Genomic DNA, 13678 nt, shown 5'->3' on the forward strand with positions numbered 1-13678 from the left:
TCGAGCTGATTCATAGGGCCGCATCGGAAAGTGAGCTGGACTAAAATGGAATCTTCTACATGACGGCGTCTTCCTCTACGCACGTCGCGGTCACGCTCAGCGTCTACCGGCGTGAGCGGCTGGTCAAAACCGTGACGCTTCGCGACCCGGTCTTACGCATTGGCACCGATCCCCGCAGCCAGCTGAGCATCGACGACACCACGGCGTCACGCACGCACGCCGTCGTGGAGGTGCGAGAGGACGGGCCCACGTTGATCGACCTCGGGACCAACAGCGGTACGTGGGTGAACGGGGCCCGCGTGAATCGCTGCCGCTTACGCGTGGGCGACGAGATCCGCATCGGCACGACGCACATCCACGTCGAGCGCATCGAAGCCGCTGCCAACTAAGGTAACGGTCGATTGAGGGTGTCTGGTTTCAAATGACTTGATGCCGGAACCGCGGCAGCGGAACGAAACCGGCGGGACCAGAGCGATGCGTGGTCCGGAAGGAAGGATCGCCATACCTCTTTGGCGATGCTTTCTCTGGAGACGGACTAAGGCGCCGGCCTCGCCGGGATTGTCTCGCTGCCGCTGCTCGCCTGAAAACGACTCGCGAGTCCGCCACAATCAGCCGACTTTGGCGCGAATGCAACGGCATCGACTGGCGAAACGAGCACGCCGTCGCGGAAGATGCCGAGGCCTGCGCGCACGGCCACGTAATCGAGCGGGTCGTCCGGCGAGAGGGCCTGGACCACTTCGGCGATTTTGGCCGTGCCATTGGGCAGAATGTCCAAATCGACGAGGACGGGAACGAGCTCGCCCACGAAGCCGGCATCGACGGCGGCGCGGGCCGCGATGGGGTCGCCGACGGACAGGGTGCGGAGGAAAGAGCGGACGTCGACCCACTTGCCGATTTTTTCGATGCGGCGAAGAACGCGACACTCCGTGGAGGCAAGAAGTGCGGCGGCGCGCTCGTGGAGCCACGCTTCACCGCCACGCGACGCGAGAACCGCGCGCGGGATGCACACGGCGTAACGCGCAGCCTCGATGGTGCGCGAGACGGGGACGTCCTTGGGACCGAGGCGCGCGCCCGCGAAGAAGCGAACGCCCTCGGGCGAGCCGGCCGTGAGCGCTGCAAGGTGCTCGCGCGGATCGACGTCGCACGTGAGCTTGATGTCGACGATCTCCGCGAGGCTCGAAACACCGAGCGAAAGCGCGGGGGCGAACATCATGTCCGGCTTGGGATGGTACCCGGAGGAGTAAAACAGCGAGAGATCGCAGCGGCGGAATGCGCGCGGCAAGGCGCGGATCAAGTCGAGGTGCGAGAGGAAGCTGCTCCGGCCGATCTTCGTGTACGCAAACCGGTAGCGGCGCGCATCACCCTGCACGATACGCGGCGGCGGGCCTTTGCCTTTCACGGGCTTCTTCGGCTCGGCGGCGCCGACCGGCTCTGCCGGTGACGGCGGCGGAGGCGGCGCGACGAGGACCGGCAGCACCCGCTTTTCCTTGGCACCCAGCTTCGTCAGGTAGTCGATGCGCTGATCGCGCATGGCCTCGAGATCGCAGGCGACACCGCAGTCGTAACAGACGAGGCGGCGGTGATCCTGATTCGCGTCCCCGAGGTTCGTGTGGTGCACGAACATGCCCGCGGCCTTGCCGCACGGCAGGGAAAGGCGGCTTTTCAGCGCCTTGCGGTACTCGCGCGCGAGGAAGCCCTCCTCGAGGCCAACGTCGATGTGGTCCCACGGCAGGCGCGCCGTGACCGGGATGGTGCCCAGGTACTGCGCCGGGTCGATGCCCTCGGCGGCGAGGGCATCGCGCCACGCGTCGATGTCCAGCTGATCGTCCCACGAGTCGAAGCGCGCACCGGCGCGGTAGGCGCGCTCGAGCACCGCGGCGAGCTTGCGATCGCCGCGCGCGAAAATCGCTTCGACCCAGGAGCCGTCGGAGCCGTGCACCTTGAGCTCCACCTTGGCCCGCTTGGCCTCCTCCGCGAGCCAGCGCTGTTTCTGCTTCACGCTGTCCGGCGCATCGATGGCGCACCATTGAAACGGCGTGTGCGGCTTCGGCACGTGCGTGGACACGCTCACCGTCACCGACGGCGCCCCGGCGTTCTTCTCCTTCTTGATGCGCCGCCCCACCTCGCGCGCCCGCCCACCGACGCGCGGGATCTCGCGCACGTCGCTCTCTTCTTCGGTGGGCAGCCCGATCATGAAGTAAAGCTTCATGCTGGTCCAACCCCGCGAGAAAATGCGCTCCGCGGTGGTCATCAGCTGCTCTTCGGTGACGTTCTTGTTCACCACGTCGCGCATGCGTTGGCTGCCCGCCTCCGGCGCAAAGGTGACGCCGGTCGCGCGCACGCGCTGGATGTCGTCGAGCACCGTCTCCTCGAGACCGTACGCGCGTAGGGACGAGACACCGAGGCTCACCCGCTCGGGCACCAGCTTGTCGGTGACCTTTTTGATCAGCGGCGCAATGCACGAGTAATCCGCGGTCGACAGCGACGTGAGGCTCACCTCGTCGTAACCGGACTTTTTCACGGCCGCGAGGGCGGTGGCCACGATCTGCTCGGGATCGCGCTCGCGCACGGGGCGGTAGATCATCCCGGCCTGGCAAAAGCGGCACCCTTCCGTGCAGCCGCGGGCGATCTCGATCGACATGCGGTCGAAGATCGCTTCCGGCCCGCCGATGGGCCCGTCGTCCGGAAAGGGAAATCGGTTCAAGTCGTCGACCAAGGACCGACGCACGGGAAACGGCACCTCGGGATCCTTCGGCGCCACCACCACGTCGAACCCGCCGTCGGGATCCACGACGGTCTCGTAGAGGCTGGGCACGTACACGCCTTCGAGCTTCGCCAGCGCGCGCAGCCGCTCCTTGCGCGGCACGCCCTGCTCGCGCAGCGTGACCCATGCGAGGGCCACGTCGGTCATGCGCTCTTCGCCATCGCCGATGACGACGGCGTCGAGGAACGGGGCCATGGGCTCGGGGTGCGTGGCCGTGGGGCCACCCGCCAAAATGAGGGGATCGCTTTCGCTGCGATCGCTCGATCGAAGGGGAATCCGCCCCAGATCGAGCATCGTGAGCACGTTGGTGTACGTCAGCTCGAACTGCAGCGAGAAGCCGACCACGTCGAAGTCACACAGGGCATGCGCGCTCTCCAGCGACACCAGCGGCAGCGCGCGATCGCGCAGCTCCTTCTGCATGTCGATCCAGGGCGTGTAGCAGCGCTCGGCCAGGGTGCGCGGGTCGTCGTTCAGGATTTTGTAGAGGATCTTGAACCCCAGATGGCTCATCCCGATGTCGTACAAATCCGGAAACGCGAGGCAGACGCGCGCGCGGACGGCGTTCCAGTCCTTCTTGGCAGCGCCGAATTCGCCTCCCAGGTAACGCGCCGGCTTTTCGACGCCATGAACGAAGGAGGCATACGGATGATCGAGCGGGGCTACGGCCTTCATGCGGTGAATCCAGCAGCGTTAGCACATACCCGGTCCCCATGCGGGCTATGATGGGAACGTGGTCCGGCGCGCGGTTCCGTTCGCTCTCATTCGTGTCTTTCTGCTCTCCGTCGTGGCGGTGCTGGGCTCCGGCTACGCGTTGGTGAGGTATTACACCCACCCGCGTCCGCCCATGGTCGTACCGGCACCGGCACCGGCGCAAGCGGACCCATCCGATGGCGGGGAGATCCCCGCCCCGGAGCTCATCCCCTATGAAGAGCCGCAGAAGTAGCCGTCCATGAAGGAAGATACGCTAGTCATTCACGAGATTTACGCGAGCATCCAGGGCGAGAGCACATTCGCCGGGCTGCCCTGCACCTTCGTGCGCACCACGGGCTGCAACCTGCGCTGCACCTGGTGCGACACCACGCAGGCCTTCTATGGCGGCACCCGCATGGCCCGCGCCGACGTGCTCGCCCGTGCCCTCGCCACCGGCACCGAGCTGGTCGAGCTCACCGGCGGCGAGCCTCTGTTGCAGCCCGGCGTCTTCCCGCTGATGCGCGAGCTCTGCGACCAAGGCCGCACCGTGCTCGTGGAGACGAGCGGCGAGGCCGACGTCACCGGCGTCGATCCGCGGGTGCACAAGATCATGGATCTGAAAGCCCCTGGCTCGGGCGAATCGCACCGCAACCGCTGGTCCAACCTGGATTTCATCACCGCGCGCGACGAGATCAAGTTCGTCCTCGCGAGCCGCACCGACTACGAGTGGATGCGCGACACCGTGCGCTCCCGCGATCTCACCGCGCGCACCCCGAACCTCCTCGCGAGCACCGTCTTCGGCAAATTGAGCCCAAAGGAGCTCGTAGCCTGGGTCCTCGAAGACGCGCTCCGCGTGCGCGTGCAATTGCAGATGCACAAGTACATCTGGGCCCCCGAAACCCAAGGCGTGTGAGCGCGCGAGGGCGAAGAAGAGAGATTCACAGGAAGACGGGAAGACGGGAAGGACTTACGGCACAGAGGGCGCGGAGCGCTTTTTTGGGGTTTCAGTTGGCCTACTGGGCCGATTGGAAAAACCTCAAAACCTTCCCGACTTCCCGTCTTCCTGTGAATTCTCTCCTCCTCTCCTGTGAGCACTAGGTGCGGCGCTCGGAGGCGAAGGTTTCGTAGTCGAAGACGTCGGCTTTGGAGCCGATGATGAGCGGGGTGCGCTCGTGGAGCTCGTGGGGGTGGATGTCCAAGATGGGCTTCTCGCCGTTGGTGGCGGCGCCGCCGGCTTGCTCGAACAAGAACGAGATGGGGTTGGCCTCGTACAAGAGGCGCAGCTTGCCCTTGGTGCTCTTGGTGTCGGCGGGGTAGGCGAAGATGCCGCCCTTCAACAAGGTGCGGTGCGCGTCGGCCACCAAAGAGCCCACGTAGCGGTGGCCGTAGGGGCGAGCGTCTTCTTTGTTTTCCTCGCGGATCCAGTCGTGCCAGCGGCGCACGCCCTTCGCCCAGCGGGCGTAGTTGCCGTCGTTGGTGGAGAAACAGTTGCCACGCTCGGGGCAGCGGATGTTCGGGTGCGAGAGGAAAAACTCACCCACGTTCGGATCGAGCGTGAACGCGTCCACACCGTGGCCGGTGCTCAGAACGAAGATGGTCGACGGGCCGTAGAGCGCATAGCCGGCGGCGACGATGCGGCGTCCCGGTTGGAGCGCGTCCTCGACCGCGGGAACGATCTCGCCGTGGCGCCGGCGCAAGATCGCGAAGATGGTCCCGATGGAGACGTTCGTGTCGATGTTGGTCGACCCATCCAATGGGTCGAACAGCACGACGTACTTGCCCGAGTTGGTCGCGAACCGCGCCTCGTCGAGTTCCTCGCTCGCCAGCAGACCGCAGTGGCCGCTGCGTTCCAGCACGTTGACCAAGACGTCGTTGGCGAACGCATCGAGCTTTTGCACCTGCTCGCCCTGCACGTTCGTGTCCCCGGTGTAGCCCAGGAGGCCAGCGAGCCCGGCCGCGCGCACGCGGGTGGTGATGATGCGTATCCCCAGCGAAATATGATTCAGCAGCGAGGTGAACTGCCCCGTCGCGCCCGGCGCGGCGTGCATGCCGGCCAGGACGTGCTCCCTCAATGTCGTACCGACGACGGAGGATGCACGAATCGGCAGACTGGTCGGACCAGGGGCTTCGCTGGCAAAGGAGGAGCGGTCTGTGTTGGTAGGGTCGGGCATGCGGACTCTTCTGCGTTAGGCCGAGTGCAGGTCTCGCCTTCGCCGGCGGGGTCGGATACCCTCCACCGCGAAAAATAAGACCCTCACACGGATCATACCAAGGAGCAGTGCGATGGCACTTACCGATCGCGTCAAACAGATTCTCTCGTGGTACGGCTCGGAGAGCCCCGGCGTCAAAACGAATCTCGTTCGTCTCATGAATACCGGCGCCCTCGCCGGTACGGGAAAGTTCGTTATTCTGCCGGTTGATCAGGGATTCGAGCACGGGCCTGCACGTTCGTTCGCGCCGAACCCGGAAGGCTATGATCCCGACTACCACTTCCAGCTCGCGATCGATTCGGGCTGCAATGCGTACGCGGCGCCTCTCGGCTTCCTCGAAGCCGGAGCGGACAAGTTCGCAGGGCAGATCCCGCTCATCCTGAAGCTGAATAACTCCGACACGCTGGCCAAGGTCGATCAGCCTTGCAGCGCCCTCACCGGCTCGGTGAAGGACGCCGTGCGTCTCGGCTGCGTGGCCATCGGCTACACGATTTACCCCGGCTCGGGTCAGCGCAACACGATGTACCAAGACCTGCGCGATCTGATCGCCGAGGCCAAGTCGTACGGCCTCCCGACGGTGCTTTGGGCTTACCCCCGCGGCGCCGGCCTCTCGAAGGAAGGCGAGCTCGCGGCCGACGTGGGCGCGTACGCGGCGCAGATCAGCGCGCAGCTCGGCGCGCACATCATCAAGATCAAGCCGCCGAAGGACTTCATCGAGCAGCCCGAGGCGAAGAAGGTCTTCGAGAAGTACAACATCCCGACCAAGACGCTGGCCGATCGCGTTCGTCATTGCGTGCAGAGTGCATTCAACGGCAAGCGCATCATCATCTTCTCGGGCGGCGAAGCCAAGGGCACGGAAGACGTGCTCGCCGAGGTGAAGGAGATCGCGGCGGGCGGCGGCTTCGGCTCCATCATGGGCCGCAACGCCTTCCAGCGTCCGCGCCCGGAGGCGCTCAAGCTCCTCTCCGACGTGATCGCGATCTTCAAGAACGCGTGAGGTATCTCGGGGGTCTCCTTGTCGCTCTCGTGGGATGCGGCGGTGCTTCGGCACCCGCCGCTCCGGCGAGTGAGCCGGTGGCGAATGCGCCGGTCTCGCACGAAGCGCGCAACACCGGTCATGCTGGCGTTGCGGGCGACGAGAACGGCAAGCGAGACCCCGCGCAGTCGTATCCTCGTCCACGGATCAAGATTCGTTATGAGATTGGGGGACGAGCTTTCCCGCTGCCGCTCGTGCGCGGGGCCATCGGCGGCGAGCCGACGTGGATGCTCGTCGACACGGGGGCCAACAGCCACGTGATCGCGGGCTGGCTGGCGCGCAAGGCGAAGCTCGACACGAAGAATTTCGGCGACCAGGGAACGGACCATGCGGGCCACGCCATCGTGACGTCGCGCGTGGATCGATCGCAGATCACCGTCGACGGTTGGGGAGCGCTCCCGGATGCGCCCACGTTGGTGACGGAGATCCCCGAGGCCGTCGCACGCATTGGCATCGGCGCATTTCTGTCGCCGCAGCAGCTGGCCACCTCGGGCCGTGGAACGGCTCTGGTGCTCGACCTGGCCCGCGGCGAGATGTACGCGACGGATTCCGCGCAGGCCCCAGCAGAGCTGGAAGGAAAGGGCGCCGATCCGTTCACGGTCGCCGCGCGCATTTGCGAGGATCGGGCGAGTCCCATCCGCGGGCTGGCCTTCGTGGTGCCCGCGAAGATCGAAGGGGCGGACGTTTCGCTGTTGCTCGATACGGGCGCGCACCGTTCGGACCTTCTCGCGGGCACGCCGGCCGCACGACGGCTCATGCCGCGCAGCATTCCAAATCGGGAACAAGTGTACGCCGCCAGCGGCAAGCTCTCGACGCGCACCGTTCGCGGGGCCAAAGTGCACGTTGGCGCGCACACCTCGGTGACGGACGTGGACATCATTCCCGGCGAGTCCGATCCGAGCTGTCCGCGCGACGGGGTCCTTGCCATGGATATCTTGAAATCGTGCATCGTGATTTTCGACCGCAGCACCGTGCTGGGTCGCTGCTTGCCATGAAGGTGCGCTTCGCGGCGTTGGCCGTGGTCCTCGTGACCACGGGGGTCTCGGCTGCACCCGTGCTGCAGCGCAAGGCCGTCGTTCGCTACGACGTGGCAGGGCTCGCGCCGCTGCCGTTCGTGCGCGGCGCGGTGGGGCGCGAGACCACGTGGATGCTGCTCGACACGGGTGCCTCGACGCACGTGGCCACGGCGGCGGTCACACGGCGCGGTGGGGTCAAGACGGTCGCCGGCGGCGACAACATCGAGGACCACTCCAGCGCAACGTTGGCCTCGACCCGCGCGGAAGCGGCCCAGGTGTCGCTCGAGGGCTGGGGCAAGCTGCCGCAAGGCCAGCTCCTGGTCATCGAGCAGAACGAGGCGAGCCTCGCCAGCAAGGCCAACGTGGGCGTGTTCCTCTCGCCGCAGCGCCTCGAAGAAGGGCGCATCGTCGTTCTGGATCTGCGCATCGCGGAGCTGCGCACGGCCGCCGACGAGCTCGAGGTGATGCGCACCTTGGCAACCCGCGCGCGCGATCCACTGCTGCGCGGTGTGCGCGTATGCAGCGGCGTCTTCGTGGCCCAGGCGCGCGTCGAAGGGCAAACGGCGGATCTGCTGATCGACACGGGGGCGACACGCTCCACGATTTACGAGACGACGGAGGCCGGCAGGCTCCTCGGCCCGCGCACGACGAAGAGCAATCTGCAGAGCGAAACGCCGTCGGGCAAACTGCAGTCGCGCACGTACCACGGCGCGCAGATCGAAGCGGGCGACTTCCAAGTGAAGACCGACGTCGAAGTCTTTTCGGGCGGGCCGCCCGCGGACTGCAAGACGGACGGCGTTCTGGGCTTCCCTGCCCTGCGCAGCTGCGTTCTCGTGTTCGGCCCACGCCGAGGTCAACTCCGCGCACGATGCTGATCGCGGGTCGCTTCGTCCTGGAAGCAGAAGCCGGACGCGGCGGGATGGGCATCGTTCATCGCGCCCTCGATCGCACGACGGGATGTGCCGTGGCGCTCAAGGTGCTGCGCAAGGCCGACGCGGCGGCCCTGCGCCGCTTCGCGCGGGAGGCCGAGGTCCTGGGCAAGCTGCAGCACCCGGACATCGTGCGCTGCATCGCGCACGGTGAAGGCGAGGACGGTGAGCCGTACCTGGCCCTCGAGTGGATCGACGGTGAAAGCTTGCAGGCGCACCTCGTGCGCGCCGTGGAAGCCGGCGAGCGCCTGCCCATCGCCGACGTGCTGGAGCTCGGACAACGCCTCGCGGGCGCGCTCGAAGCGGCGCACGCGGTGGGCATCGTTCACCGCGACGTGAAGCCCAGCAATATTTTGCTCGCGGGCGGGAGTCTGCGCCAGCCGAAGCTCGTCGACTTCGGCATCGTGCGTACGGGGTCGGCCGAGCATGCGACGACCACGGGCACGGTGCTCGGCACCGTGGGCTTCATGGCCCCGGAGCAGGCGCGCGGCGACGAGAACCTCGACGGACGCGCCGATCTGTTCTCGCTCGGGTGCGTGCTCTTTCGTTGCCTCACGAACCGCGATGCCTTCGCCGGGCCGGATCCGGTGGCCGTCATTTCGCGGCTGCTGATGCACAAGCCGCCGAGCGTGAGCGAGCTTCGCCCCGACGTCCCGCACGAGCTCGACCTGCTCGTCGCGCGGCTGCTCGCCAAAGAGCGCGAACGCCGGCCGGCCAGTGCGGCGGAGGTGAAACGGGCGCTGGCGCGCATCGATGCGGCACAGCTCGGGGAGACGCAGGGCTCGCGGATCGCTGCGGCGCCGTCGACCAAGGGGCGGCGCCCGCTCTGGCTCGCGGCCATTGCGGTGGCCGTGGGGATCCTGGGCGTCGCGCTCGGACTGCGTGCCTGGCGACTGCCGCCGGCTCCGCAGCCGGTCGCGCCGCCGGTGCCAACGCTCCTCACGGACCATGCGACGTCTCCATCGTGCTCGCCACCGGCAGCCGAGGCGTACGCGAGCGCCCTACGCTCGATGCACGAAGGGCGCTGGGACGAGTCCGGGCGACTACTCGACCAAGCTTGGGAGGCCGACAACGCGTGCCCTCAAGTCGCGCTTCGACGCTTTCTCGCGGTGTATAACGTGATGCCGCTGCACGTCCAGCGCGAGCGTCTGCACGACGCCATGCGCTTCCGTGACGCCTTGAGCGCGCGCGATCGCCTCGTCCTGGATGCCCTGGGCAAGTCCGTCACCCAAGGGCGCTCCGATGACAGCGTCACGCACCTTCTGGACGAGCTCGTCCGCCAGTATCCCAACGACACCGAAGTTCTAATGCTCGGGGCCACCCACGGAAAACTGGAGGTGGCCCGCGGCCCGGAGGACCTCGAGGCCGCGGTGGAAGGCTTCCGGAACGCCGCCAAAATCGACCCAAAGTATTCCGACGCGTGGCAGATGATGGGCGAAGCCCTCGCGCAGCTTGGGCGCGAGGACGAGAGCGATGAGGCGTTCGCCCAGTGCCTCCGGGTGTCGCCCGCGTCGGTCGACTGCATGGCCCTGCGCATCGAGGCGCTCCAGCGACGAGGAAAGTGCGAGGGCGCGGTCGAGCAAGCGCGCCAGAAGACGTCGTGGGAGCCGGCCGAATCGAGCCCTTACGCTCTTTTGGCCGATACGCTCGCAGGGGCCCATGCGGCGAGGGAAGCCATCGAGGAAGTGCTGGTCCTTCGTTGGAACCGACTGCCACCATCGTCGCGCGAAGAGACGCGCCTCCTCGAGACTGCCCACTTGGAGGCGTGGAATGGGCACTTCGACGTGGCGCTTCGCACGGCCGAGAAAGTCGCGCCCTATCTCGCCAACAGCACCGACCCAGAGAAGCATTGGGCCGACGCATTGCTGAGGGTCGAAGCGCTTCTCGAAACCGGCGACGTGGCACGCGCCACGAGGGAAGCCGTGGCGGTGCTTCGGCGCAAGGACGCCTGGGGCCCAAACCCGCTGCGCGGTCTCAAGATGGCATCGGCGGAGCCCTGGTTGCTGGCCGCCGCGCTTCGCGGAGGAAAACTCTCCCGGTCCGAGTGGCGCGACGCCACGAAGGCGTGGGATCGCGCGAACGAAGAGGTGCTCAGTCCCTTCGATCGCTGGGCGTTCACGTGGGGTGCTGCGGTGGGGCCATCGCTCGACGCGGCCGAGGCCATGGCCGCCGCCCCCACCGAGCGCCCCGGAGACGTCATGCGAGATTTCCGTTTGACGTGGCGCGAAGGCATCGTCGATGGCTACGCGGGCCGAATCACGATGGAGGCCAACGACGTGGCGCGTGCGATGCCCCTCTTGGAGAGAGCCGCTCGCGGCTGTCACGGCATGAGGTATCCATTCTTCGAGGTGCGCGTTCATCTCTGGTTGGGCATGGCCAGAGAGAAGCGCGGCGACACCGCCGGCGCGTGCAGTGCTTACCGCGGGGTGCTCGATCGATGGGGCAAGGCCACGCCACGCTCGGTCACCGCCATCGAAGCGGAAAAACGCCGCCGCGCACTCGCGTGCAAGTGACCCCGTTGGATCAATCGCGCCACGCGCGTGCTCTTGTCGTCGTGCATGGCGCATGGCAACGTCGAGGGTGAATCATTTCAGAAAGGCGGCAACCCGGTGAGCGAGGGACGCGAGTCAACGGAACGGATATCGGTCGACGACTTCTCGCTGACCATCGAACGCAAGGAGGAAGGTTCGATCATCCGCCTGAGCGACGCCACCGGACGCGAGCCGCTGCGCATCGCCCTCGGGCCCGATGGGCCGGTGCTTTTTCTGGGTAGCGGGTTGTCGATTGCCGTCGCGGGGGATCTCTCGTTCGCGGCAAATCGCATTGCCATGCACGCAAAGGATGGTGTCGCGATCAGCACGGGCGGCGATGCGACGATTCGGTGCGAAGGCGATCTCGTGACGGACGCGCGGGAGCAACGGATCCACGCGCGTCTGGGCGAAGTGCGCGTGGAGGCCAACGACGATGTTCGGTTGTTGGGTGAACGCATCAAGTTGAACTGCTAAGCGATGCAACTCGAGAATCAGACGCCTGTATCCGCCATGCTTTGGCGAACCGCCTTCGGCGAAGACGACATGGCCGCCGCCGTGGTCGCGCGCATCACGTACCGCATCGTCGAGGGCCGTTTGGTGATGGACCACGAACAACCGTGGATCATCGCACAGGGAGGTCCTTGGGAAAGCCCCGCCGGGATGACGCTGCCTCCGGACGACTGCTTTCGCCGCGGGGGAATCGACCTTCTGGTCCTGGGCTCTGCGCGCGCGCAGTACGATCAGCCGGCACAAAAGGTGGAAGTGCGCGCGTGGCTGGGTGACTTCGTCGGCGGGGTCGACGTCTTCGGCGAGCGCGCGTGGGTGAAGAGCCTCGGCGGGGGCTTGGTTCCAACCAACCCGGTACCTTTCGTTCAAATGCCGCTTACCATCGGAGGGGCGTACGGCGGCAAGCAGGTCTGGGACCAATTGGAGATGGGATTCCCCATGAACCCCGACGGCAAGGGCTGGTATTTCGACGAACGAAATGCGCTACATCAACCTTTGCCGAACATCGAGAATCCGCGCCAGCTGATTCGGCGTTTCGAAGATCAGCCGGATCCGGTGGGGGTAGGTTTCGCTCCCATGGGATTCGGACCGACCCTTCGACGTGCCGTGGAGCTCGATGCACACGGGATGCTGCAGAAGCTTCACGGCACGTTCTTCAACCAGGCATTTCCCGAGTTGATCGCACCGTTGGGCGCCTCCGAAGGGATGGTGTGCGGTGTGACCGGGGTTCATCCGCAAGGGGCGATTCAATTCCATCTTCCTTCGTGCCCGCTCGTGACGGATATCCAAATTGGCCCGACCCGCGTCGAGCGGCCGTTGGCCGTCGATCAAATTGGCATCGAGCCGGAATTGGGGCGCGTGTTCATCACGTACCGTTATCCATTTCGCTACACCGTCACTCGGATGCAGCGCCGCACTTGCGTGCTGCGCTGGGCAAGGGGTGCGTCTTGAAGAGCAACGTCTTGCGCCGATGGCATTTCATGATCGGGTGCGATTGGCATATTGCCTATCCGCCCCCCGCGGCCACTCCCGTTGGCAGGATGCCGTACTTCGTGGTCAACATCATGACCAACGTCTTGCACATCGAATTCACCGTACTCTACGCGAAGACGGTGGAGGCGGACACGCTGCAGAACAACATGTGCCGAACGACCGACATCGGCATGTTGACGCCCCACATCGGGCCGCCGAGCGTCCTTTTGCCGATCGAGCTATTTCTTTCGGCGTCCAAATCGCACTTTGGCCCAATGTCGGTCCAATGCACCGATCAACATGGCGGCGATCAGTGCCTCGCCTCGGCCTTGCTATGCGTCGTCAATCCCAATTTGAATTGTGGCACGCCCATCCCAACGCCCTTGGGCTTCGTCATCGCATTCAACACGACCCAGTGCGAGCTCAGTTTGGCCGATATTCTGACGGGCCTTTTCAGCATGGCCATGGACTTCGTTCTCCAGTGGCTGATGGGTAAGCTGCCCGTGGGAAAGGCATTCGACTGGCTCGGAAAGAAGGTCGCGCCGCGCCTTGGAATCAAGCTTTTGAATCGCGCGGCAGCACGCGCCGCTGGACGGGAAGCGTGGAAGGCTGCCGGAAAGCAGGGGCCGCTGAAGCCCTTCGCCGACGCGGCGATGAAGAACGCAAAGGACCGGCTCTCGCGCTTCCTCCTGCGCTTCGAAAACATCGGGAGCAACATCGCGGGCTTTTTCATTGGTTCACCGCTCGGTACGGACTTCGGTGCGCCCGGCATCGGCGGAACGACGCCATTCGGCTTGGCGCAAAAAGGCTTGGGCGCCTTGGGCATCTCGGATCAAGGCGTCTACGACAAAATGACCGCTCCGCCGACGGCCCCGGCACCGCCGCCCGCATCACCGCCGCCGGCGACGACCACCCCCGCGTCGCCGGGCCCCGCGCCTACCCCGACACCAACGACGGGCCCCCAGGGTGCCGTGAACAACTATTTAACCGATCCCTCGGTCGAACACATCGGCGGCCCGTAAA

The 13678-nt window shown here is 65.9% G+C and carries 12 protein-coding genes; 10 read left to right on the forward strand and 2 right to left on the reverse strand.

The window, feature by feature from the left end; translation table 11 throughout:
- Nucleotides 1-59: 59 nt before the first annotated feature.
- A complete protein-coding gene (locus LVJ94_46065) occupies nucleotides 60-389 on the forward strand; it encodes an FHA domain-containing protein (protein WXB04258.1) in 330 nt (109 codons plus the stop codon).
- Between the two features lie 146 nt (nucleotides 390-535).
- Here the strand turns inward: LVJ94_46065 and LVJ94_46070 are convergent, their stop codons facing one another.
- The gene (locus LVJ94_46070; protein WXB04259.1) at nucleotides 536-3436 is read right to left on the reverse strand and encodes a TIGR03960 family B12-binding radical SAM protein; all 2901 of its coding nucleotides are present in this window, start codon (nucleotides 3434-3436) and stop codon (nucleotides 536-538) included.
- A 58-nt stretch (nucleotides 3437-3494) separates the two neighbouring features.
- On the opposite strand from LVJ94_46070, the gene LVJ94_46075 reads away from it, so the two are divergent.
- Nucleotides 3495-3707: a hypothetical protein gene (locus LVJ94_46075; GenBank protein WXB04260.1), complete on the forward strand. Its 213-nt coding sequence runs from the start codon at nucleotides 3495-3497 to the stop codon at nucleotides 3705-3707.
- Nucleotides 3708-3713: 6 nt separating this feature from the next.
- Complete coding sequence (locus tag LVJ94_46080) at nucleotides 3714-4367, forward strand: radical SAM protein (protein WXB04261.1); 654 nt, start codon at nucleotides 3714-3716, stop codon at nucleotides 4365-4367.
- Between the two features lie 181 nt (nucleotides 4368-4548).
- Here LVJ94_46080 and fbp read toward each other — a convergent pair whose 3' ends face one another.
- Nucleotides 4549-5625 (reverse strand): class 1 fructose-bisphosphatase, encoded by a 1077-nt coding sequence (fbp, locus tag LVJ94_46085; GenBank protein ID WXB04262.1) that lies wholly within the window; start codon nucleotides 5623-5625, stop codon nucleotides 4549-4551.
- Nucleotides 5626-5737: 112 nt separating this feature from the next.
- Between fbp and LVJ94_46090 the strand changes: the two genes are divergently transcribed.
- The 7 genes from LVJ94_46090 (at nucleotide 5738) to LVJ94_46120 (ending at nucleotide 13677) form a co-directional block, all read left to right on the forward strand.
- A complete protein-coding gene (locus LVJ94_46090; protein WXB04263.1) occupies nucleotides 5738-6661 on the forward strand; it encodes a class I fructose-bisphosphate aldolase in 924 nt (307 codons plus the stop codon).
- A 77-nt stretch (nucleotides 6662-6738) separates the two neighbouring features.
- Nucleotides 6739-7695, forward strand: coding sequence for an aspartyl protease family protein (locus LVJ94_46095; GenBank protein WXB04264.1), 957 nt, complete (start codon nucleotides 6739-6741; stop codon nucleotides 7693-7695).
- Complete coding sequence (locus tag LVJ94_46100; protein ID WXB04265.1) at nucleotides 7692-8591, forward strand: retroviral-like aspartic protease family protein; 900 nt, start codon at nucleotides 7692-7694, stop codon at nucleotides 8589-8591. Before LVJ94_46095 ends, LVJ94_46100 begins: the two co-directional genes overlap by 4 nt.
- The gene (locus LVJ94_46105; protein ID WXB04266.1) at nucleotides 8585-11158 is read left to right on the forward strand and encodes a protein kinase; all 2574 of its coding nucleotides are present in this window, start codon (nucleotides 8585-8587) and stop codon (nucleotides 11156-11158) included. Before LVJ94_46100 ends, LVJ94_46105 begins: the two co-directional genes overlap by 7 nt.
- A 27-nt stretch (nucleotides 11159-11185) precedes the next feature.
- On the forward strand, nucleotides 11186-11650 hold the full coding sequence (locus tag LVJ94_46110; protein WXB04267.1) for a hypothetical protein: 465 nt from the start codon (nucleotides 11186-11188) through the stop codon (nucleotides 11648-11650).
- Nucleotides 11651-11686: 36 nt separating this feature from the next.
- Complete coding sequence (locus LVJ94_46115; GenBank protein ID WXB04268.1) at nucleotides 11687-12634, forward strand: DUF2169 domain-containing protein; 948 nt, start codon at nucleotides 11687-11689, stop codon at nucleotides 12632-12634.
- Nucleotides 12631-13677, forward strand: coding sequence for a hypothetical protein (locus tag LVJ94_46120; protein WXB04269.1), 1047 nt, complete (start codon nucleotides 12631-12633; stop codon nucleotides 13675-13677). The genes LVJ94_46115 and LVJ94_46120 overlap by 4 nt, the downstream gene beginning before the upstream one ends.
- Nucleotide 13678 lies beyond the last annotated feature (1 nt).

It is taken from the genome of Sorangiineae bacterium MSr11367, assembly GCA_037157805.1.
GTDB lineage: Bacteria > Myxococcota_A > Polyangia > Polyangiales > Polyangiaceae > Pendulispora > Pendulispora rubella.

What these genes read in the sequence shown, in the direction of transcription:
- LVJ94_46105 (WXB04266.1), top strand. Translation starts at nt 8,585, where the DNA reads ATGCTGATCGCGGGTCGCTTCGTCCTGGAAGCAGAAGCCGGACGCGGC.
- fbp (WXB04262.1), bottom strand. Translation starts at nt 5,625, where the DNA reads ATGCCCGACCCTACCAACACAGACCGCTCCTCCTTTGCCAGCGAAGCC.
- LVJ94_46115 (WXB04268.1), top strand. Translation starts at nt 11,687, where the DNA reads ATGCTTTGGCGAACCGCCTTCGGCGAAGACGACATGGCCGCCGCCGTG.
- LVJ94_46070 (WXB04259.1), bottom strand. Translation starts at nt 3,436, where the DNA reads ATGAAGGCCGTAGCCCCGCTCGATCATCCGTATGCCTCCTTCGTTCAT.
- LVJ94_46090 (WXB04263.1), top strand. Translation starts at nt 5,738, where the DNA reads ATGGCACTTACCGATCGCGTCAAACAGATTCTCTCGTGGTACGGCTCG.
- LVJ94_46065 (WXB04258.1), top strand. Translation starts at nt 60, where the DNA reads ATGACGGCGTCTTCCTCTACGCACGTCGCGGTCACGCTCAGCGTCTAC.
- LVJ94_46100 (WXB04265.1), top strand. Translation starts at nt 7,692, where the DNA reads ATGAAGGTGCGCTTCGCGGCGTTGGCCGTGGTCCTCGTGACCACGGGG.
- LVJ94_46080 (WXB04261.1), top strand. Translation starts at nt 3,714, where the DNA reads ATGAAGGAAGATACGCTAGTCATTCACGAGATTTACGCGAGCATCCAG.